This is a genomic window from Phyllobacterium myrsinacearum, from assembly GCF_002980555.1.
GTDB lineage: Bacteria > Pseudomonadota > Alphaproteobacteria > Rhizobiales > Rhizobiaceae > Phyllobacterium > Phyllobacterium myrsinacearum.
This window is the reverse complement of the sequence record NZ_PVBT01000001.1, coordinates 1028589-1049638: the sequence shown is the minus strand read 5'-3', so window position 1 is coordinate 1049638 and position 21050 is coordinate 1028589. Positions and strand designations below refer to the sequence as shown.

Below are 21050 nucleotides of genomic sequence, written 5' to 3'. Positions count from 1 at the left end.
CAAAATTAGCTTTTCGATTTTGCGCCATCATACAGAAACCGCTCACCCCGCGGCCAACTGTCTGGCTCTATCCACAAAATACTGCTCGATCGCACCTTCGATGCCGCCAGCCTCCTGACAATTGAGTGGCAACTGACACTCTCCTGACAAATCTGTCAGTAGGCTTTGCGCAGGCACCATCCATTCAGTACCCTCATCCCGCACCTGTCTGGCGTGTCAGGCACGGAACCCAAGGATTTTACGCCGGTTTTACCCCGCGCGCAATATTTGTTCTTTTTTTGTTCTATCACTTGCTCTATGGATGTCAACATGGCTATGGTGATTCCAACCCAGGTACGGCCTCGCAATCTGCTGGAAACTTTCTAAATAAGGGAAAGACTCCGGCCAGCGAGCCAGTTCCTCCCCCATAACGGCGTGACAGTCATGAGCGATCAGAAATTTATATCCATTCGTGGTGCCCGCGAACACAATTTGAAGAACATTGATCTCGACCTGCCGCGCGACAAGCTGATTGTCATGACGGGCCTGTCGGGATCGGGCAAATCTTCGCTTGCCTTCGATACCATCTATGCGGAAGGTCAGCGGCGTTATGTCGAGAGCCTGTCGGCCTATGCCCGGCAGTTTCTGGAGATGATGCAGAAGCCCGATGTCGACCAGATCGACGGTCTGTCTCCGGCTATCTCCATCGAGCAGAAGACGACGAGCCGCAATCCGCGCTCCACCGTCGGCACCGTCACGGAAATCTACGACTATCTGCGCCTGCTCTATGCCCGCGTCGGCATTCCCTATTCGCCGGCGACCGGCCTGCCGATTGAAAGCCAGACCGTCAGCCAGATGGTGGACCGTGTTCTGGCGCAGGATGAAGGCACGCGCCTGTTCATTCTCGCACCCATCGTGCGCGGCCGCAAAGGCGAATACCGCAAGGAACTGGCCGATCTGCAGAAGCGCGGCTTCCAGCGCGTGAAGGTCGACGGGATATTCTATGAGATCGCCGACGTTCCCGCGCTCGACAAGAAATACAAGCACGACATTGACGTGGTCGTCGACCGCGTCGTCGTCCGCCCCGATATATCAGCGCGTCTGGCCGACAGCCTTGAAACCGCGCTCAAGCTTGCCGATGGCATTGCCCTGGCGGAGTTCGCCGACAAGCCGCTGCCCGCTGACGAGACATCCGGCGAATCGGCCAACAAATCCAAGAACGAGACGCATGAGCGTTTGATGTTCTCGGAAAAGTTCGCCTGCCCGGTCTCCGGTTTCACCATCGCCGAAATCGAACCGCGCCTGTTCTCGTTCAACAATCCGTTCGGTGCCTGCCCGACCTGCGATGGTCTGGGCACCCAGAAGGCCATCGACCCCAACCTGATCGTGCCCGATGAAAGCCTGACGCTGAAGAACGGCGCCATTGCTCCGTGGTCGAAGTCAAGTTCGCCCTATTACAACCAGACATTGGACGCTCTCGGCGGCAGCTACGGCTTCAAGCTGGGCGACCGCTGGCGCGACCTCAATGAGGAAGCGCAGAAGGCCATTCTCTACGGCACCGGCAGCCGCGAGGTGCATTTTTCCTATGATGATGGTCTGCGCTCCTACAAGACGACAAAACCCTTCGAAGGTGTCATTCCCAATCTGGAGCGCCGCTGGAAGGAAACGGATTCGGCCTGGTCGCGCGAGGAAATCGAGCGCTTCATGTCCGGCACGCCCTGCCCGGCCTGCGGCGGCTATCGCCTGAAGCCGGAAGCACTGGCCGTGAAGATTGGCGGCCTGCATATCGGCCAGATCACTGAAAAGTCGATCCGCCATGCGGATGCCTGGTTCAGCGATATCGACAAGAGCTTTAATGACAAGCAGACCGAAATCGCCGCACGCATCCTCAAGGAGATTCGCGAGCGCCTGCGCTTCCTCAATGATGTCGGGCTGGATTATCTCGCTCTGTCGCGCAATTCCGGCACGCTGTCGGGCGGTGAGAGCCAGCGTATCCGTCTGGCGTCGCAGATCGGCTCCGGCTTGACCGGCGTGCTCTATGTTCTGGATGAGCCGTCCATCGGCCTGCATCAGCGCGACAACGAGCAGCTTCTGAAGACGCTGCGGCACCTGCGCGACCTCGGCAACACCGTGATCGTCGTGGAGCATGACGAGGACGCGATCCTCACCGCCGACTATGTCGTCGATATCGGGCCGGCTGCCGGCATCCATGGCGGTGAAATCATCGCTTCCGGGACACCGGCCGATATCATGGCCAGCCCGAAATCGCTGACCGGCAAATATCTGTCCGGCGCCATCGAGGTGGCCGTGCCGTCCGAACGGCGCAAGCTGAACAAAAAGCGCATCAAGATTGTCGGCGCGCGCGGCAACAATCTTAAGAATGTATCGGCGGAAATTCCGCTTGGCACCTTTACGGCCGTGACCGGCGTGTCCGGCGGCGGCAAGTCCACCTTCCTCATCGAAACCCTGTTCAAATCGGCCTCGCGCCGCATCATGGGTTCGCGCGAGCAACCGGCGGACCATGACCGCATCGACGGTCTGGAATTCCTCGACAAGGTCATCGACATCGACCAGTCGCCGATCGGCCGCACGCCGCGCTCCAATCCCGCCACCTATACCGGTGCGTTCACCCCGATCCGCGACTGGTTCGCCGGTCTGCCGGAGGCCAAGGCGCGCGGCTACCAGCCGGGGCGGTTCTCGTTCAACGTCAAGGGCGGCCGCTGTGAGGCGTGCCAGGGCGATGGCGTGATCAAGATCGAGATGCACTTCCTGCCCGATGTCTATGTCACCTGTGACGTGTGCCACGGCAAGCGCTACAACCGCGAAACGCTGGAAGTGTTGTTCAAGGGCAAATCCATCGCCGATGTGCTCGACATGACGGTCGAGGAAGGCGCGGAGTTCTTCTCCGCCGTTCCCGCCGTGCGCGACAAGCTGCAGACGCTGGCAAAAGTCGGCCTTGGCTACATCCATGTCGGCCAGCAGGCCAATACGCTGTCCGGCGGCGAAGCCCAGCGCATCAAGCTCGCCAAGGAATTGTCACGCAAGGCAACCGGACGCACGCTCTATATCCTCGACGAACCGACAACAGGCTTGCATTTCCATGATGTGGCCAAGCTTCTTGAAGTTCTGCACGAGCTTGTTGACCAGGGCAATACGGTTGTTGTCATCGAGCACAATCTCGAAGTCATCAAGACGGCGGACTGGGTCATCGATCTTGGCCCCGAAGGCGGCGATGGCGGCGGCGAGATCGTTGCCGTCGGACGCCCCGAGGATATCGTGGCCGAACCACGCTCCTATACCGGCAGGTTCCTGAAGGAACTGCTGCAACGGCGGCCGGGCAATCGCGCCCAGGCGGCAGCGGAATAACAGACAAACCCGCCGGAAACGGCGGGTTTTGTTTATGGCCGGTTTGAATGAATACGGATTGACGGGAGGATACCATCATGACCGCAAGCGGAACGATCAGAACAGGCATTGGCGGCTGGATTTTCGAACCCTGGCGCGGCACTTTCTATCCCAAGGGCCTGTCGAAAGCCAAAGAGCTTGAATATGCCGGGCAGCATCTGAGCACCATCGAGATCAACAGCACCTATTACGGCACGCAGAAGCCGGAAACCTTCGCCAAATGGGCGAGTTCGGTGCCGAACGGTTTCATTTTTTCGGTCAAGGGCAACCGGTTCGTCACCAATCGCCGCGTTCTGGCGGAGGCTGGCGAGTCGATGGAACGTTTCATCAAGTCCGGCATCGCCGAACTTGCCGACCGGCTGGGGCCGCTGCTCTGGCAATTTGCCCCCACCAAGAAGTTCGACGCCGAAGATTTTGGCGCCTTCCTTGACCTGCTGCCCGGGAAGGAAGGCGGCATTGCCCTGCGTCACGCGGTCGAGGTGCGCCACCCCTCCTTCATCGATCCTGATTTCATCGCGCTCCTGCGCAAGAAGAACGTCGCTCTGGTCTATGCCCATCATTTCGACTATCCGGAGTTCGCCGACGTGACCGCCGATTTCGTCTATGCCCGCCTGCAGAAGGGTGATGACGCCATCGAGACTGCTTACCCGGCCAAAGAGCTCGACCAGTGGGCCGAGCGGGTCAAACTGTGGGCAAAGGGCGATGCGCCTGATGACCTGCCGCTGGCCGCTCCCCTGGCCAAACCGGACAAGCAGCCGCGCGATGTTTTTGCCTATTTCATCCATGAGGGCAAAGTGCGCGCGCCGCAGGCAGCCCAGGCGCTAAGAGACCGCCTCTGACGGCAAGAAGCCCAATTAACAAGCAGATTGCTTATATTTTAATCAGCGCTGCCTTTTTCCGGATGTTTGTTGTCTTGGCAAAATCGCAGGGAGTTCAGAAAACGCGCAGCCCTGTCATCGGTAAAATCCCATTCCTCGAATAAATTCGCTTTAGGGGTCGACTTGGCATGCTTCCTGCTTTTTGTTGTGCAAGCGGGCAAGAGGTCCGCTCGCCATACATAGGGAGTTTATTCTCTGATGAAGAAAATTGAAGCCATCATCAAACCATTCAAGCTGGATGAGGTGAAAGAGGCACTGCAGGAAGTGGGGCTTCAGGGCATTACCGTGACGGAGGCCAAGGGTTTTGGCCGCCAGAAAGGCCATACGGAACTGTATCGCGGCGCTGAATATGTCGTCGACTTCCTGCCAAAGGTGAAAGTCGAGATCGTTCTGGGCGACGAGTCCGTCGAGGCAGCCATTGAAGCGATCCGCAAGGCCGCACAGACCGGCCGTATCGGCGATGGAAAGATATTTGTTTCCAACATCGAGGAAGTCGTGCGTATCCGTACCGGCGAATCCGGTATCGACGCCATCTGACCCTGCTATCCCATTGCTGGTGCCCGCGCACCGGCCCATCCGCTATCATCGTCGCTGAACAAGGAAAATTGACATGACGACCGCAAAAGACATTCTCAAACAGATCAAGGACAATGATGTAAAATTCCTTGACCTTCGCTTCACCGACCCGAAGGGCAAGCTGCAGCATGTGACGATGGACGTTGCCGAAGTGGACGAAGACATGTTTGCCGACGGCGTCATGTTCGACGGTTCCTCCATTGCCGGCTGGAAGGCCATCAATGAATCCGACATGGTTCTCATGCCTGACACCGACACGGTGCACATGGACCCGTTCTTTGCGCAGTCGACCATGGTTATCCTCTGCGACATTCTCGACCCGGTCTCCGGCGAAGCCTACAACCGCGATCCGCGCGGCACCGCCAAGAAAGCCGAAGCCTACATGAAGGCGGAAGGCGTCGGCGACACCATCTTCGTCGGCCCGGAAGCTGAATTCTTCGTCTTCGACGACGTGAAGTACAAGGCCGATCCGTACAATACAGGCTTCAAGCTCGACTCCACCGAACTGCCATCCAACGACGACACCGACTATGAAACCGGCAACCTTGGCCACCGCCCGCGCGTCAAGGGCGGTTATTTCCCGGTTCCTCCGATCGATTCCTGCCAGGACATGCGTTCGGAAATGCTCACGGTTCTCACCGAAATGGGCGTTCGCGTTGAAAAGCACCACCACGAAGTGGCCGCAGCACAGCACGAGCTGGGCATCAAGTTCGACGCCCTCACCCGTAACGCCGACAAGATGCTGATCTACAAGTACGTCGTGCATCAGGTTGCCAATGCCTATGGCAAGACCGCCACTTTCATGCCGAAGCCGATTTTCGGCGACAATGGTTCGGGCATGCACGTGCACATGTCGATCTGGAAAGATGGCAAGCCGACCTTCGCTGGCAATGAATATGCCGGCCTGTCGGAAAACTGCCTGTTCTTCATCGGCGGCATCATCAAGCATGCCAAGGCCATCAACGCCTTCACAAACCCGTCGACCAACTCCTACAAGCGTCTGGTCCCGGGCTACGAAGCACCGGTTCTGCTGGCTTACTCCGCCCGCAACCGTTCGGCTTCCTGCCGTATTCCGTTCGGCTCCTCGCCGAAGTCGAAGCGCGTTGAAATCCGCTTCCCGGATCCGACAGCCAACCCCTATCTCGGCTTTGCTGCGATGCTGATGGCCGGTCTCGACGGTATCAAGAACAAGATCCATCCCGGCCAGCCCATGGACAAGGATCTCTATGATCTTCCGGCCAAGGAACTCAAGAAGATCCCGACCGTCTGCGGTTCGCTGCGTGAAGCGCTCCAGAGCCTCGACAAGGATCGCGGCTTCCTTAAGGCCGGCGGCGTGTTCGACGATGACCAGATCGACAGCTTCATCGAACTGAAGATGGCCGAAGTGATGCGCTATGAAATGACCCCGCATCCCGTTGAATACGACATGTACTACTCGGTCTGACCGGACCGGTCTGTCGACAAGGAAAACCCCGGGCATGTCCCGGGGTTTTTCGTTAGACCAAGGTATGGTCTTTAAAAATCGCGGAAGAATGATATATTTGCCTTGGAGTGAGAGGCGAGCTTTCGCCCGCCTCCCTCTTCCTAGATGATGAATCGAACCCGGAGCAAGACTTGCCAGCCTGTCCGGGTTCTTTTCATTTCCAGGGTGATGACAAGCGGTTTAAACCGCATCGCTTCACCTCCAAGTTCAAAGGCAAGGCCATTGCCATGGTCGGAAGGCCCATCTTTCCGATGCGCTGCTGGCACAGCGCATGCTGCTTCACCCTTGAAACCCTGTATTGAAATTATTGCGCCCAGTTTTGGTGAAGGCAATAAACGTACAGTTGAATCAATGCGATACAGCTCTATACCGACTAGATATATTGTTGCAGAGACGTGCTTCAGACCCCGTCCGCGCTATGACGTTGCGATCGTCTGAAGCACCTTCACCGCAGCGATCATTTCACGCTCACGCAAAGCCCGCCGGGCGGATGCTTCCGCATCCTCGCCCCACTGCTCGATGGTCCAGTCTTCATCGACATGCGCCAATGTCCAGGCTTCATCGCCGGTAATACGGCCCTTTGCCACGGCAAGCGCCAGGATGGCCGATCCCGTCAGTGTCGTGATCGTGTGCAGGGCGGCAACTGTAAAGGCATCCCTGAATTGCCCGAGATGCACGCCGAGCACGGCAAGCGTCTCGCGCGGCTGTTCCACATGCATGACGCCCTCGGCAAGGACGAAACGTGCGCCAAGATCCGAGGCAGCCCAATCGATAATGGGGTCCCAGAGTTCCGTCTGGCGATTGACCAGCCGTTCGGGCGAACCAGCGCGGTAGCACAGCATGTCCGAGGAGGCGAAACGCAGCACGTCCTCGAGCACAACCTGGGGGTCGCTGACGATCCCATCGATCGCCGTATTGGCGAGACGGGTGACAGGCATGCGTGCCGGGACGATATCCTTGTCCTGCGCGGAAAATTCATCGGCAACCATCTGCGCCAGGGCGCGGCTTGGCAGCAAAAGGTCCTGCCGTGCCGGTGTCTTGACACGCTTGCCGTCGAGTTCAACGGCAAACTGACCATCCCGCTCAACAACCGCTACAGCCTTGTAGAACCGCTTGGGAAACGGCAGCTTCGACTGGATCTGCGCCCGGCGCACCGGATCCGTATCCGACGGACCTTGCGGCATGTCCATATTGAAAAGGTCATTGTTCATCGTCATCGTCCGTATGCCTTGCCGGTCAGCCTGTTCTAATTCTCTTCGTCGCCATCACTTTCATCGAGGCCCAGAAGGTTCCACGTCTGCACCATATGCGGCGGCAGCGGTGCCGTGACATCGATGATCCCGCCCGACGGATTGGGAACGCGGATGCGGCGCGCGTGCAGGTGCAGGCGGTTCTGGATGCCGCCGGGGAACGACCAGTTGGTGTCCGCCTCGAAATATTTGGGATCGCCGATGATCGGGCAGCCGATATGGGCGGCATGGACGCGCAACTGATGCGTACGGCCCGTATAGGGCTCCATTTCCAGCCACGTCAGCACCTGCCCGGCGGATTCGATCACCCGGTAGTAGGAAACCGCATGATCGGAATCCGGCTCGCCGTGCTGCGCAACGCGCATCCGGTCGCCATCGGGCGTTGTTTCCTTGACCAGCCAGGTGGTGATCTTGTCCTCGCGCTTGCGCGGAATGCCCTTGACCAGTGCCCAATAGGTTTTCTTGGTCTCGCGTTCGCGGAACGCCGCGGTCAGGGCCTGCGCTGCACCGCGCGTGCGGGCCACCACGAGAACGCCCGACGTATCGCGGTCGAGCCGGTGCACAAGCCGGGGTTTTTCACCCTTCTTGTTGCGCCAGGCTTCCAGCATGTCATCCACATGGCGATTGACGCCGGAACCGCCCTGCACTGCCAGGCCAGCCGGCTTGTTGAACACGAAAACCTTGGGGTCTTCATACAGCAGCATCTGGGAGAGGACGTCGCCATCTTCCCGTCCGCGAATGCTCTTGCCGGTCAGGTGCTGGCCTTCGGCCTTGGCGTCCACCTGCAAGGGCGGAATACGCACGGTCTGGCCGGCCTGCAGCCGCGTATCGGATTTGGCGCGCGAGCCATCCACCCGGATCTGCCCGGACCGCAGCAATTTCTGCAGGTGCCCGAAACCCAATCCCGGATAATGTACCTTGAACCATCGGTCGAGGCGCATTTCCGCTTCGCCGGTGTCAACTGTCTTCTGCTCTACCACTGCCATAAGTCATACCTTGTCTAATCAGGCATGCGCTTAGCACTAAGCGACCGCTCTTGCGAGCCATAATCCGAAAAACAACGCCCCAATGCTCAAGATGACGCTCGCAAGCACATAAATGAGCGTGAAAAAGGCCTCGCCGCGGTTCCATAGCAGCGCAACATCGAGCGAGAACGAGGAAAAGGTGGTGAAGCCTCCCATAATGCCCACCGCAACAAACAGGCGCAGCTCCGTGGAACCATTGAAACGCCGGGCCAAAAGCTCAATGAACAGCCCCATCAGCAGGCCGCCAGCCACGTTCACGGTCAGCGTTCCCCAGGGAAAAGCCACGCCAAAAATCCGGGTCATCAGCACGCCCACGAGATAACGGGCAACCGAACCGATAGCGCCGCCTGATGCAACCAGTAATATTGAGTTCACTTTGCCTTGCCTCCGGCGGTTTATTCTATGAAGTCAAATATTTGACTCATCACGGGACGTTAACAAACGTAGAAAAATGTTCCTTGAACAGACGCGGAACTGACACAACTTTAGAGCATTGAATATTGCAGCGCACAAGCACCTCATGCAGAGTCAAAAATTGAGGAATGTGCGCAGAAGCGGGCATAACGAGCGGAGTGGCAAAGTGTCATTGATACAGATCTATTGGAAATCTCTCCAATATCTCGGGGCGGAAAAGCGTGCGACCACGTTTATCTGCCTGGTCAACATTGCCTTGGCCCTGACAATGCTGTTCGAGCCCGTGCTTGTGGGCCGCGTCATTCAGGCTATTTCAACCAAGACGGCCATCTGGCCTCCCCTGAGCCAGCTGGCCGGTGTTGGTTTGTTCCATATCGTCGCCAACGTTCTGGTTTCGCGCGAAGCGGACCGGCTTGCGCATCGCCGCAAGCTGTCGGTGCTGACGGAATCCTATAACCGCGTGATCAGCATGCCGCTGGCATGGCATCATCAGCGCGGCACATCCAACGCCATGCACACGCTTCTGCGCGCGATTGAAACCCTGTTCAGCCTCTGGCTTGAATTCATGCGCACGCACCTTGCCACGACCGTTGCTCTGCTCGGGCTTGTTCCGCTGGCTTTGGCCCAGGATTGGCGCCTGGCATCGGTTCTGGCCGTCCTTGGCGTCATCTACGTGATCGTCAGCCGCGTTGTCACAGCCAAGACCAAGGATGGTCAGGCGCAGGTTGAACGTCACCACATCAAGGCATTCAGCCACGTCACCGACTCCATGGGCAACATCTCCGTCCTGCAGAGCTACAACCGCATCGACGAAGAAACCCGTGCCTTGCAGTCCTACACCAAGCAGTTGCTGGACTCGCAGTATCCGGTCCTGAACTGGTGGGCGCTTGCAGCCGGTATCAACCGCATGGCCTCCATCATTTCGATGGTTGTCATCCTGTTCCTCGGTTCGTATTTCGTCGTGCACAACGAGATGAATGTCGGCCAGGTTGTTGCCTTCACCGGCTTTGCCGCCCTGCTCATCGGCCGTCTTGATCAGCTCAGCGCCTTTGTGAACCAGATCTTTGCCGCCCGTGCCAAGCTGGAAGACTTCTATGAAATGGAAGATTCCGCTGCCTATCAGGCCGAGCCGAAGGCCGTGCATGACCTCGACAACATCAGCGGTGAAGTCGAGTTCCAGAACGTCTCGTTCGAATTTGCCAAGTCCACCCAGGGCCTGAAGAACGTGTCGTTCAAGGCGAAGGCCGGTCAGACCGTTGCCATTGTCGGCCCGACAGGTGCGGGCAAGACGACGCTGATCAACGTGCTGCAGCGCGTTTACGACCCCAAGGAAGGCCGTGTGCTCGTCGATGGCATCGATACCCGCACGATCAGCCGCCGCTCGCTGCGCAACGCAATCGCCACGGTGTTCCAGGATGCCGGCATGTTCAACCGCAGCATCGAGGAGAACATCCGCGTCGGCCGTCCGAAGGCAACAGACGAGGACGTTGCCGCAGCGGCAGCCGCCGCCGATGCCAGCGACTTCATCCTGTCGAAATCAGCCGGTTTTGACACCATTGTCGGTGAGCGCGGCTCGCAGCTTTCCGGCGGCGAACGCCAGCGCGTTGCCATTGCCCGCGCCATCCTGAAGGATGCGCCGATCCTCGTCCTCGACGAAGCGACCAGTGCGCTCGACGTCGAAACCGAGGCACGCGTCAAGGCCGCGGTCGACAAGCTGTGCCAGAACCGCACGACCTTCATCATCGCCCACCGCCTGTCGACGGTTCGCGACGCTGACATCGTTCTCTTCATGGATCATGGCGAGATCGTCGAGTCCGGCAGCTTCGATGAGCTGGCACACCAGAACGGGCGCTTCACCGCGCTGCTCAAGGCTGGCGGCCTGAAGCTGGATGATGACACTGCAAACGTCACGCCCTTCCCGCGCAAGCCGCCGGAAGCCGCGTAAGCCAGGCATATTCAACCTGATAAAAAGGCCGCTTCGAAAGAGGCGGCCTTTTTCTTGATCCCAATTGGAAGTGAAAGCGCTTGGCGCACCCTACTCGCCGCGTTCGACCCGCAACCGGTTCCAGTATTCGATGCGCTTGCGGATTTCGCGTTCGAAGCCGCGCTCAGGCGGATTGTAAAAGGTCTGGCGGCCGAGCGCGTCGGGAAAATAGTTCTGCCCGGAAAATGCGTCCGGCTGATCATGATCGTAGGCATAGCCCTTGCCATAGCCTTCGCCCTTCATCAGCTTGGTCGGTGCATTCAGGATATGTTTGGGCGGCACGAGCGAGCCGTGCTCCTTGGCCGTGCGCATTGCCGCGGCAAAAGCCGTATAGACCGCGTTCGATTTGGGCGCCGTCGCCAGATAGACGCAGGCCTGCGCCAGGGCCAGTTCACCCTCCGGCGAGCCGAGATAATCATAGGCATCCTTGGCGGCATTGCAGATGACCAGAGCCTGCGGATCGGCAAGCCCGATATCCTCGCTTGCCATACGCACCAGACGCCTGCCGATAAACAGCGGGTCTTCCCCCGCATCGAACATGCGGCAGAGATAGTACAGCGCCGCGTCGGGATCGGATCCGCGCACGGATTTGTGCAGGGCCGAGATCAGGTTGTAGTGCCCGTCCTGCCCCTTGTCGTAGACAGGGGCACGCCGTTGTACGATCTGCTGAACCCGCTCGACATTAAAAACTTCGCCTTCACGCGCCGCGCGCCAGACTTCCTCGGCCAGCGTCAGGATTGCCCGGCCATCGCCGTCTGCCATGCGCACCAGGCTCGCCCGCGCCTCCTCGTCGAGCGGCAGGGGCTTGCCTTCATGGTCCTCGGCGCGCTGCATCAGGGCCATCAGGCTGGCTTCATCGTGCGGATGGAACACAAGAACACGCGCACGGGACAAGAGAGCGGCATTGAGTTCAAAGGACGGGTTTTCCGTGGTCGCACCCACGAGCACAATCGTCCCGTCTTCCATGACAGGCAGAAACGAATCCTGCTGGGCACGGTTGAACCGATGAATCTCGTCAACGAACAACAGGGTCTGGCGGCCTGACATTTTGCGGGCACGCGCCATGTCAAAAACCTTCTTCAGGTCGGCAACGCCGGAAAAAATGGCCGATATCTGTTCGAAGGCAAGATTGGTCTCGCCTGCGAGCAGACGTGCCACGGTGGTTTTACCCGTTCCGGGCGGTCCCCAGAAAATCATCGAACCGAGCGAACCGGATTCGATCATGCGCGTCAGCGCGCCTTCCGGTCCGGTCAGGTGCTCCTGGCCGGTGACTTCGCCCAGAGAACGCGGACGCAAACGGTCAGCAAGCGGCCTGCTCCGGTCCGAAGCCGGATCCTCCTTTGCTGCAAACAGGTCCGTCATTGTCCTATGCGCCTCATCTATCGAATGATCTGCCGGATGATTGCACCATCCCGTTCGAATTCAAAACGCCACAGGACCGGCTTGGTGGCCATCACAGCAGCCAGATCGGCCGCGGTTGCAATATCACGCCCATTGACCCTGCGCACGATGTCGCCGGGCTGCAGGCCGATGCGCGCGGCCGGTGTATTGGCGAAAATCTTGTCCACTGCGACGCCGGCCGTTTGCGGCGGCAGATGCAATCGTTCTGCGCTGCTCGGCGTGAGCGTGATCACCTGCGCGCCGGAAAGCGGATTGTTGCCCTGGATCACCGACTTGTTGGCGGGATCATCCGGCCTCGGCTTTTCCAGAACGAGGGAAATCACCTTCTCCTGCGACCGGCTCAAAACATTGAGCTTGACGGTTTTGCCGATCCCGGCTGTCGACAGGCGGTAGCCAAGGCCATCGAAATTCTCGATGCGGAAATCATCCACCGCCAGAATGACGTCGCCAACCTGCAGCCCGCCTTTCTCCGCCGGTCCGTCCTTGGCAATATTGGTGACAAGCGCACCATAGGGCTGTTTCATCCCCAGCCCTTCCGCCACATCGGATGTCACGTTCTGGAAGGTTGCGCCGATATAGGGGCGCTCGAACTTGTCGCTGCCCTGCTTTGCGGCTTCAACCACGGCCCGCACCATGTTCGAGGGGATGGCAAAACCGATGCCCACCGAACCGCCGGACTTGGAAAAGATTGCCGTGTTGATGCCGACGAGCTTGCCGTCCATGCCGATCAGCGCGCCGCCGGAATTGCCGGGATTGATCGCCGCATCGGTCTGGATGAAGAAATCGAAATCGGAAATCCCCACCCGGGTACGCGCCTGCGCCGAGACGATGCCGCTGGTGACGGTCTGGCCCACGCCGAAGGGATTGCCGATGGCCAGCACCAGATCCCCCACTTCGACCTTATCGGAATCCGCCAGCGGCAGGATCGGCAACTTTTCTCCAGCTTCGATCTTGAGGATGGCAAGATCCGTCGATTCATCCTTCAGGAGAATGCGCGATTCAAACTCGCGGCCATCCGAGAGGGCAATCTTGACCGTTTCCGCATCGCGGATAACGTGGTTGTTGGTGACCACGATGCCCGAAGCATCGACAATAACGCCGGAACCGAGCGACGACTGGATGCGCGGCGGGCCATTGAACTGGCCGCCAAAGAACTGCTCGAAAAACGGGTCACCGGCAAAGGGCGAACGCTGCTGCACTTCCCGCGCCGCATAGACGTTCACAACTGCTCCAGCCGTCTGTTTGACGAGCGGTGCAAACGACAATTGCGCCTCCACCCGCGATGCCGGAGCCTGCTTTGCCGTATCGGCGGCCGTTTGCGCATGGACCGGTACGATCATCGCGGAAACGAGGGCCGAGGTGACGAGCAGCGCCCGGGCCGATTGCGCGATTTTGGAACAACTCATGTCGATCTCCCGAACTGATGAATCAGTAAAACCTGTTAACCCAATGTGCTGAATTTCAAAGCGGATACCAGCCACGAAACAAAGCAAATTTGAGACATTCAAAGCAGCCTTGTCATTGCACCCATAGTCTCGCCCGCTTCGGCAAATTTGCGGTCCAGAGTATAGATGGTGGCGCCGTGATGAATAGCAACCGCCAGATGGAGTGCATCGCCTGCTCTGATCCCCGACACATGCCGATCTGCCATCTGCGCGGCGGATCGAAACATCAATCCGGTGACCGGCAGCGTTTCAAGGGATTCGCTGACAAGGCGATGAAAGGCAGCAAGGGACCTGTTGCGCTGCGGCGCCTGCAGTTGCCCGGTGCGCACCTTGAGCGATAAGGCTGATGAGAACTCGGTAATGGTCCAATCACTGACAGCCAGTTTCTCCGCTTGCTGACTTGCAAGCCAGTCGAGCACGCGCGCCGTCTGGCTTTCCAGCGTCAGCGCGGCGACGAGAACGGATGTGTCGAGATAAAGCATCAATAGCGGTCTTGATCACGCATCTCACGGACAAAGTCGCCGCCTGAGACCGGCTGTTCCGGCATATCTTCCGTGAGCAGCCGCAATGCCGCCATATCGATCGGCTTGCGCGGCACGCCAGCTGGCATCAGTTGGGCCACCAGTTTACCCCGGCGCAAAATCTGCACCGTCTCTCCCGCTTCGACCTGATCAATCAATTCGCTCAGATGCGCCTTTGCTTCAACAAGGTTGACTGTGCTCATTTGACTCTCCTGACCATTTAACTAGTCATATATAGTCAATACAGCGCAATTTCAACGATACGAAAGTCTGGTAAAAACAGAAAAGGGGCCCGCAAAGGCCCCTGTCCCAAAATCATCGATGCAAAAGCGCTGGATTATGCGGCTTCGGCTTCGCTTGCCTGTTCGGCAGCAACGCGGGCCAGATCCTTGGAACCCTTTGCGCTGACATCACGATCAACGAATTCGACAACGGCCAGCGGTGCATTGTCACCGGTGCGGAAGCCTGCCTTCATGATGCGGATGTAACCGCCATTGCGCTGACCATAGCGCGGAGCAAGCGTGTCAAACAGCTTTGCTACGAGCTTGGCATCGCGGATCGCCGAAATGGCCTGACGACGGGCGTGCAGGTCACCGCGCTTGCCAAGTGTGACAAGCTTTTCAACGATGGGACGAATTTCCTTGGCCTTGGGCAGCGTTGTAACGATCTGCTCATGCTCAATCAATGATGCAGCCATATTGGCAAACATCGCCTTACGATGGCTGGCAGTCCGGTTAAGCTTGCGGCCTGAATTACCGTGGCGCATGAGCCTTCTCCTTCAATTTCTCAGTTCGGGCTCATTGCCCGGGCTTGGTTGTCGGGCAAAGCCCGGATTAATATTGATCTTCGTAACGCTTCGCGAGATCTTCAATGTTTTCTGGCGGCCAGGACGGGACTTCCATACCGAGATGGAGACCCATGGAAGCCAGAACTTCCTTGATTTCGTTCAGCGACTTGCGACCAAAGTTCGGTGTGCGCAGCATTTCTGCTTCTGTCTTCTGAATAAGATCGCCGATATAGACGATGTTATCATTCTTCAGGCAGTTTGCCGAGCGTACGGAAAGTTCGAGTTCGTCGACCTTCTTGAGCAGAGCCGGATTGAACGCAAGTTCAGTGACCTGTTCCTGCTGTACTTCCTTCTGCGGCTCGTCAAAGTTGACGAAAATCGCCAGCTGGTCCTGCAGGATGCGTGCTGCATAGGCAACGGCATCTTCACCGGAGATCGAACCGTCGGTCTCGATCTGCAAAATCAGCTTATCATAATCGAGAACCTGTCCCTCACGGGTGTTTTCGATCTTGTAGGAAACCTTGCGAACCGGTGAGTAGAGGCTGTCAACCGGGATCAAGCCGATTGGCGCATCTTCTGCACGGTTGCGGTCAGCCGGTACGTAGCCCTTGCCGGTGTTGACGGTGAATTCCATGCGGATTTCAGCGCCTTCATCCAGCGTGCAGATAACGTGATCCGGATTGAGGATTTCGATATCGCCAACCGTCTGAATGTCGCCAGCCGTTACAACGCCTGGGCCTTCCTTGCGCACGACCATGCGCTTGGGACCGTCGCTTTCCATGTGGATCGCGATTTCCTTGATGTTCAGGACGATATCCGTCACATCTTCGCGAACGCCGGGGATCGACGAGAATTCATGCAGAACGCCATCGATCTGTACGGCAGTCACGGCAGCGCCGCGCAGCGAAGACAGGAGCACACGGCGCAGAGCATTGCCGAGCGTCAAGCCGAAGCCGCGTTCAAGCGGCTCGGCGACGACCGTTGCCTTTGTCTTCGAGCCGGAGGTCTGAAACTCGACCTTGTTCGGCTTGATCAGTTCTTGCCAGTTTTTCTGGATCATCTAGTTTTTCCCTATCCTTGCCTTGCCACCATCCAATCGTGGCAATGAAGCGTGGAAACCGCAGAGGAGCTGAAAATCAGCTCATGCGGCCAAATCTTGTCGAAACAGATTAGACGCGGCGACGCTTGCGCGGGCGGCAGCCATTGTGCGGGATCGGGGTCACATCGCGGATCGACGTGATCGTGAAACCAGCAGCCTGGAGCGCGCGCAGAGCCGATTCACGGCCGGAGCCCGGTCCGCAAACTTCAACTTCGAGCGAACGCATGCCATGTTCCTGTGCCTTCTTGGCACAATCTTCAGCAGCCATCTGCGCAGCGAAAGGCGTGGATTTACGCGAACCCTTGAAGCCCTGCGCACCGGCGGAGGACCAGGCAATCGCATTGCCCTGCGCATCCGTGATGGTGATCATCGTGTTGTTGAATGTCGAATTAACGTGGGCAACGCCCGACGAAATATTTTTACGCTCGCGACGGCGAACGCGTGTGGCTTCCTTGGCCATAGTAGTCCTTTCAGTTGATCTCGACGCCTCCGTATTTCCAGAGGCTCCACCAGTAGCGAGTGGTGAGTAGTAAGCAGTGAATGATTAACTGGCTGCTGCCATCACTCACTGCTTACTACTCACCACCCACCAATTCTTACTTCTTCTTGCCGGCGATTGCCTTGGCAGGACCCTTGCGGGTACGCGCATTGGTATGCGTACGCTGGCCGCGAACCGGCAGGGAGCGGCGATGACGCAGACCGCGGTAGCAGCCCAGATCCATCAGACGCTTGATGTTCATCGAAACTTCACGACGCAGATCACCCTCAACGTGGTAATCGCGGTCGATCGTTTCACGAATCTGCAAGACTTCGGCATCGGTCAACTGATTGACACGACGCTCCGCAGGAATGCCGACTTTCTCGACGATTTCCTGTGCAAACTTTTGACCAATCCCGTGAATGTACTGAAGCGCGATAACAACGCGCTTGTTCGTCGGGATGTTGACGCCAGCAATACGAGCCACGTCTGTTCTCCTTGTTAACCGGCAGAGCTGGGCAGTCAACGCGACCGGCCAGATGACGGGATGAAAATGATATCCGGGACAAACACAAACGATCAGCCCCGAACCTGCTTTACCGGATCGGCGCCGATCGCTTCATATCCAAGCGAATTTCCGCCGTCTTTGAAGGAATCGCTCCGAAAAGTCAACTCCTCCCGTACATTTTTGTCGGAAACTAAAGTTCCGCCAAAATCTTTTCGATCGATTTGGTGACTTCTTCGAAGTCTGCCATGCCATCGACCTTCTTCAGCTTGCCCTTGGCGTAGTAATAGCCGATCAGGGGCGATGTCTGCTTGTAGTAGGCCTCAAGCCGCGTGCGGACCGTTTCGGCATTGTCATCAGGACGCCGCTTGAATTCCGTCGATCCGCATTTGTCGCACACACCCGGTACTTTGGGCTGCTTGTTGGTGTCATGATAACCCGTGCCGCATTTGGCGCAGGTATACCGTCCGGAGATCCGCTCGACGAGCACATTGTCGTCGACCTCAAGCTCAATGACACAATCCAGCTCAAAGCCCTTGTCCGACAGCATCTGTTCAACGGCATCCGCCTGGACAAGCGTCCGCGGGTAACCGTCGAGAATGAAGCCATTGGCCGCATCGGGCTGGTCAATGCGCTCGGAAACGATCGCATTGACAATTTCATCGGATACCAGCTTGCCGGCATCCATCACAGCCTTGGCACGCAAACCGACATCGGTTCCGGCTTTGACTGCGTCCCGCAACATGTCCCCGGTGGAGAGCTGCGGTATCCCTAGTTTTTCTACCAAGCGCTGAGACTGAGTTCCCTTACCTGCCCCCGGTGGTCCGAGAAGTATTAATCTCATCTGTTCCGCTTCCCTCCACGGAGCTTAGACTTCTTGATAAGCCCCTCATATTGATGCGCGATCAGGTGACCCTGGATCTGTGCAACCGTATCGAGCGTGACGCTCACGACAATCAGCAGCGACGTACCGCCGAGATAGAAAGGAACGCCAGCCCAGGAAATCAGGAACTCCGGCAGCATGCAGATCAACACGAGATAGGCTGCGCCAAGAACCGTAATGCGGGTCAGAACGTAGTCGATATATTCCGCCGTGCGCTCGCCGGGGCGAATGCCGGGAATAAAGCCGGAATGCTTCTTCAACTGATCGGCCGTGTCCTTCGGATTGAAGACGAGTGCCGTATAGAAGAAGGCAAAGAACACGATCATCGCTGCGTAGGATGCCATGTACAGTGGCTGGCCGTGACCAAGCGAGGACAGGATCGTCGTTGCCCAGCCCGGAAGGTTCTCGTTCCGTGCAAAGCCGGCAATAGTTGCAGGCAGCAGCAGCAGCGAGGATGCGAAGATCGGCGGAATAACGCCTGCGGTGTTGAGCTTCAGCGGCAGGTGCGATGTATCGCCCTGGAACATGCGGTTGCCGACCTGGCGCTTCGGATACTGGATCAGAAGGCGGCGCTGCGCGCGTTCCACAAAGACGATGATACCGATGACGGCGATGGTCAGGATGATGATCGCCAGAATAACGGGCGTCGACAGAGCGCCGGTACGGCCGAGTTCCAGCGTGCCGGAAATCGCCTGTGGCAGGTTGGCGACAATGCCGGAGAAGATGATCAGCGAAATACCGTTGCCGATACCGCGTGCCGTAATCTGCTCGCCCAGCCACATCAGGAACATGGTTCCGCCGACAAGCGTGATGACGGTGGAAAACAGGAAGAATGGTCCGGGATTTGTTACGATACCCTGGCTTCCCTGCAGGCCGACGGCAATCGCATAGGCCTGCACCGTTGCCAGAAGCACCGTGCCGTAGCGCGTATACTGATTGATGACCTTGCGGCCCTGCTCTCCGTCCTTCTTCAGCTGCTCCAGAGCCGGGATGACCGACGTCATCAGCTGAACAATGATCGATGCGGAGATGTAGGGCATGATGCCGAGGGCGAAAATCGCCATACGGGCCACGGCGCCGCCGGCAAACATGTTGAACATGCCGAGAATGCCCTGCGCCTGATGGTTGAAGGCCTGGGCATAGGCACCGAGATTGATACCCGGAAGCGGGATATAGGTGCCGAGCCGGTAAACCAGCAATGCGCCAAGTGTAAACCAGATGCGCTTTTTAAGCTCTTCGGCTTTGGAAAAAGCAGAGAAATTAAGATTGGAGGCGAGCTGTTCAGCGGCTGATGCCATAAGTAGTCTCCGGTCTGCGCCCGTCAGGCACTGACGGTCCTACCCAGATATGTGCCGTTACTGCGCCGTGCTTTCCCAAAACGTGCAAGGAATGCATCAACACTAAGATTTACCCATCATATTTACCAAAAGAATGATGCGGGATTGTTTTGGTAAATATGATCGGGGAAGACAAGATACAAGCGGCGACCCGGAGGGCCGCCGCTCATTCAATAGAATTATTCTGCAGCCGCTGCAACAGCAGGAAGCTTGACCGAACCGCCAGCCTTTTCGATCTTTTCGATCGCGGCCTTGGACGCACCGGCAACTTCAATCGTTACCGCTGTTGTGATATCACCGCCGGACAGCAGACGAACGCCGTCCTTGGCGCGGCGGATAACACCGGCAGCCTTCAGGGTTTCAATCGTAATCGCAACCTTGGCATCGAGCTTCTTGGCATCGATGGCAGTCTGAATACGGCCAACCGATACTTCATTGAAGTTCTTCATGAAGATGTTGGTAAAGCCGCGCTTTGGCAAGCGGCGGTAAACCGGCATCTGTCCGCCTTCGAAGCCGTTGATGGCAACGCCGGAACGCGACTTCTGGCCCTTTACACCGCGGCCAGCGGTCTTGCCGGAGCCGGAGCCGATACCGCGGCCAACGCGCTTGCGGGCTTTGGTGGCGCCTGGGTTTTCACTCAGATCATTGAGTTTCATTTGATCAATCTCCGGAGTTCTTAAGCCTCGTCCACAACGCGGACGAGATGCTGAACCTTTGCAATCATGCCACGGACGGAAGGTGTATCTTCCAGAACCCGGCGACGATGCATCTTATTGAGGCCCAGGCCGATCAGCGTAGCGCGCTGTTCTGCCGGACGGCGGATAGGGCTGCCGATCTGTTCGACCGTAACCGTCTTACCCTTCTTCTTCTCAACCATGACTTATATCCTTTAGTCTACAGCTAGCGGGACCGAGATCCCTGCCCTGCTGCGCCAGCTTCTGGCCTATTCTTCCGAACCGACCACGTCGCGGCGACGAGCCTGCAGTGTGGAGTACTTGATACCGCGCTGGGCAGCGATGTCCTTGGGGTGCATCTGGTGCTTCAAGGCATCGAATGTCGCACGAACCATGTTGTACGGGTTCGACGAGCCAAGCGACTTGGCAACAACGTCCTGTACGCCCAGTGTCTCGAAGACAGCGCGCATTGGACCGCCGGCGATGATACCTGTACCAGCTGTGGCTGCACGAAGCAGAACCTTGCCGGCGCCATGACGGCCTTCAACATCGTGATGAAGGGTACGGCCCGAACGCAGCGGTACGAAAATCATTTCGCGCTTGGCGGATTCGGTTGCCTTGCGGATGGCTTCCGGCACTTCGCGCGCCTTGCCATGACCGAAGCCAACGCGGCCCTTCTGGTCGCCAACGACGACGAGAGCTGCGAAACCAAAACGCCGGCCGCCCTTGACGACCTTGGCGACGCGGTTGATGTGAACAAGCTTGTCAACGAATTCGCTATCGCGCTCTTCGTTGCGGCCGCGATCCTCGCGGTTCCGTTTTTCCTGTGCCATGCTCCTAATTCCTTTTTCTTTTCCGGTAGCACGAATGATAGTGACGAAATCCGGCTTGCAGGAGACAAGCTCCTGCAGTTCCGGATTTCGGAT

Annotated in this window: 21 protein-coding genes; 5 read left to right on the top strand and 16 right to left on the bottom strand. The window is 57.9% G+C overall.

Translation table 11 applies throughout. The features are described from left to right. The first annotated feature begins 423 nt into the window (after positions 1–423). The 4 genes from uvrA (at position 424) to glnA (ending at position 6282) form a co-directional block, all read left to right on the top strand. On the top strand, positions 424–3345 hold the full coding sequence (gene uvrA, locus C5750_RS05065) for an excinuclease ABC subunit UvrA (protein WP_105732711.1): 2922 nt from the start codon (positions 424–426) through the stop codon (positions 3343–3345). 77 nt (positions 3346–3422) lie between these two features. Beyond that, complete coding sequence (locus C5750_RS05060) at positions 3423–4223, top strand: DUF72 domain-containing protein (RefSeq protein WP_105732710.1); 801 nt, start codon at positions 3423–3425, stop codon at positions 4221–4223. A gap of 237 nt (positions 4224–4460) precedes the next feature. Then, positions 4461–4799 carry a P-II family nitrogen regulator gene (locus C5750_RS05055; RefSeq protein WP_008123000.1) on the top strand — a complete coding sequence of 113 codons (339 nt, stop codon included), beginning with the start codon at positions 4461–4463 and terminating at the stop codon, positions 4797–4799. A 73-nt stretch (positions 4800–4872) separates the two neighbouring features. Then, positions 4873–6282, top strand: coding sequence for a type I glutamate--ammonia ligase (gene glnA / locus C5750_RS05050; RefSeq protein ID WP_105732709.1), 1410 nt, complete (start codon positions 4873–4875; stop codon positions 6280–6282). 455 nt (positions 6283–6737) lie between these two features. Here glnA and C5750_RS05045 read toward each other — a convergent pair whose 3' ends face one another. From C5750_RS05045 to crcB, 3 genes are read right to left on the bottom strand one after another with little or no spacing between them, the layout of a single operon-like run. Continuing rightward, on the bottom strand, positions 6738–7532 hold the full coding sequence (locus C5750_RS05045) for an ATP12 family chaperone protein (protein ID WP_105733119.1): 795 nt from the start codon (positions 7530–7532) through the stop codon (positions 6738–6740). A 35-nt stretch (positions 7533–7567) separates the two neighbouring features. After that, entirely contained in the window at positions 7568–8557 is a 990-nt protein-coding gene (locus C5750_RS05040; protein WP_105732708.1) for an RluA family pseudouridine synthase, read from the bottom strand. Between the two features lie 36 nt (positions 8558–8593). Then, positions 8594–8971: a fluoride efflux transporter CrcB gene (gene crcB / locus C5750_RS05035; RefSeq protein WP_105732707.1), complete on the bottom strand. Its 378-nt coding sequence runs from the start codon at positions 8969–8971 to the stop codon at positions 8594–8596. A gap of 205 nt (positions 8972–9176) precedes the next feature. Here crcB and C5750_RS05030 point away from each other — a divergent pair, with 205 nt between their 5' ends. Next, complete coding sequence (locus C5750_RS05030) at positions 9177–10955, top strand: glucan ABC transporter ATP-binding protein/ permease (RefSeq protein WP_105732706.1); 1779 nt, start codon at positions 9177–9179, stop codon at positions 10953–10955. Between the two features lie 90 nt (positions 10956–11045). Here C5750_RS05030 and C5750_RS05025 read toward each other — a convergent pair whose 3' ends face one another. From C5750_RS05025 to rpsE, 13 genes are all read right to left on the bottom strand, one after another. Continuing rightward, complete coding sequence (locus C5750_RS05025; RefSeq protein WP_105732705.1) at positions 11046–12356, bottom strand: replication-associated recombination protein A; 1311 nt, start codon at positions 12354–12356, stop codon at positions 11046–11048. A gap of 17 nt (positions 12357–12373) precedes the next feature. Further along, positions 12374–13801, bottom strand: coding sequence for a DegQ family serine endoprotease (locus C5750_RS05020; protein ID WP_105732704.1), 1428 nt, complete (start codon positions 13799–13801; stop codon positions 12374–12376). Between the two features lie 98 nt (positions 13802–13899). Next, entirely contained in the window at positions 13900–14322 is a 423-nt protein-coding gene (locus C5750_RS05015; protein WP_105732703.1) for a type II toxin-antitoxin system VapC family toxin, read from the bottom strand. Beyond that, on the bottom strand, positions 14322–14564 hold the full coding sequence (locus C5750_RS05010; protein ID WP_105732702.1) for a type II toxin-antitoxin system Phd/YefM family antitoxin: 243 nt from the start codon (positions 14562–14564) through the stop codon (positions 14322–14324). Before C5750_RS05010 ends, C5750_RS05015 begins: the two co-directional genes overlap by 1 nt. Before the next feature lie 134 nt (positions 14565–14698). Next, a complete protein-coding gene (rplQ, locus tag C5750_RS05005) occupies positions 14699–15127 on the bottom strand; it encodes a 50S ribosomal protein L17 (RefSeq protein WP_091876971.1) in 429 nt (142 codons plus the stop codon). A gap of 67 nt (positions 15128–15194) precedes the next feature. Beyond that, positions 15195–16208, bottom strand: a complete 1014-nt coding sequence (locus tag C5750_RS05000) for a DNA-directed RNA polymerase subunit alpha (RefSeq protein ID WP_105732701.1) — start codon at positions 16206–16208, stop codon at positions 15195–15197. A gap of 109 nt (positions 16209–16317) precedes the next feature. Then, the gene (gene rpsK / locus C5750_RS04995; protein ID WP_008124952.1) at positions 16318–16707 is read right to left on the bottom strand and encodes a 30S ribosomal protein S11; all 390 of its coding nucleotides are present in this window, start codon (positions 16705–16707) and stop codon (positions 16318–16320) included. Between the two features lie 136 nt (positions 16708–16843). Further along, positions 16844–17212 (bottom strand): 30S ribosomal protein S13, encoded by a 369-nt coding sequence (gene rpsM / locus C5750_RS04990; protein WP_008124949.1) that lies wholly within the window; start codon positions 17210–17212, stop codon positions 16844–16846. 211 nt (positions 17213–17423) lie between these two features. Beyond that, positions 17424–18074 carry an adenylate kinase gene (locus tag C5750_RS04985; RefSeq protein WP_105732700.1) on the bottom strand — a complete coding sequence of 217 codons (651 nt, stop codon included), beginning with the start codon at positions 18072–18074 and terminating at the stop codon, positions 17424–17426. Further along, complete coding sequence (gene secY / locus C5750_RS04980; protein WP_105732699.1) at positions 18071–19411, bottom strand: preprotein translocase subunit SecY; 1341 nt, start codon at positions 19409–19411, stop codon at positions 18071–18073. The genes C5750_RS04985 and secY overlap by 4 nt, the downstream gene beginning before the upstream one ends. Before the next feature lie 218 nt (positions 19412–19629). Then, entirely contained in the window at positions 19630–20106 is a 477-nt protein-coding gene (gene rplO, locus C5750_RS04975; protein WP_105732698.1) for a 50S ribosomal protein L15, read from the bottom strand. A gap of 20 nt (positions 20107–20126) precedes the next feature. Continuing rightward, complete coding sequence (gene rpmD, locus C5750_RS04970; RefSeq protein WP_105732697.1) at positions 20127–20327, bottom strand: 50S ribosomal protein L30; 201 nt, start codon at positions 20325–20327, stop codon at positions 20127–20129. A gap of 66 nt (positions 20328–20393) precedes the next feature. Then, a complete protein-coding gene (gene rpsE, locus C5750_RS04965) occupies positions 20394–20957 on the bottom strand; it encodes a 30S ribosomal protein S5 (RefSeq protein WP_105732696.1) in 564 nt (187 codons plus the stop codon). Positions 20958–21050: the final 93 nt, after the last annotated feature.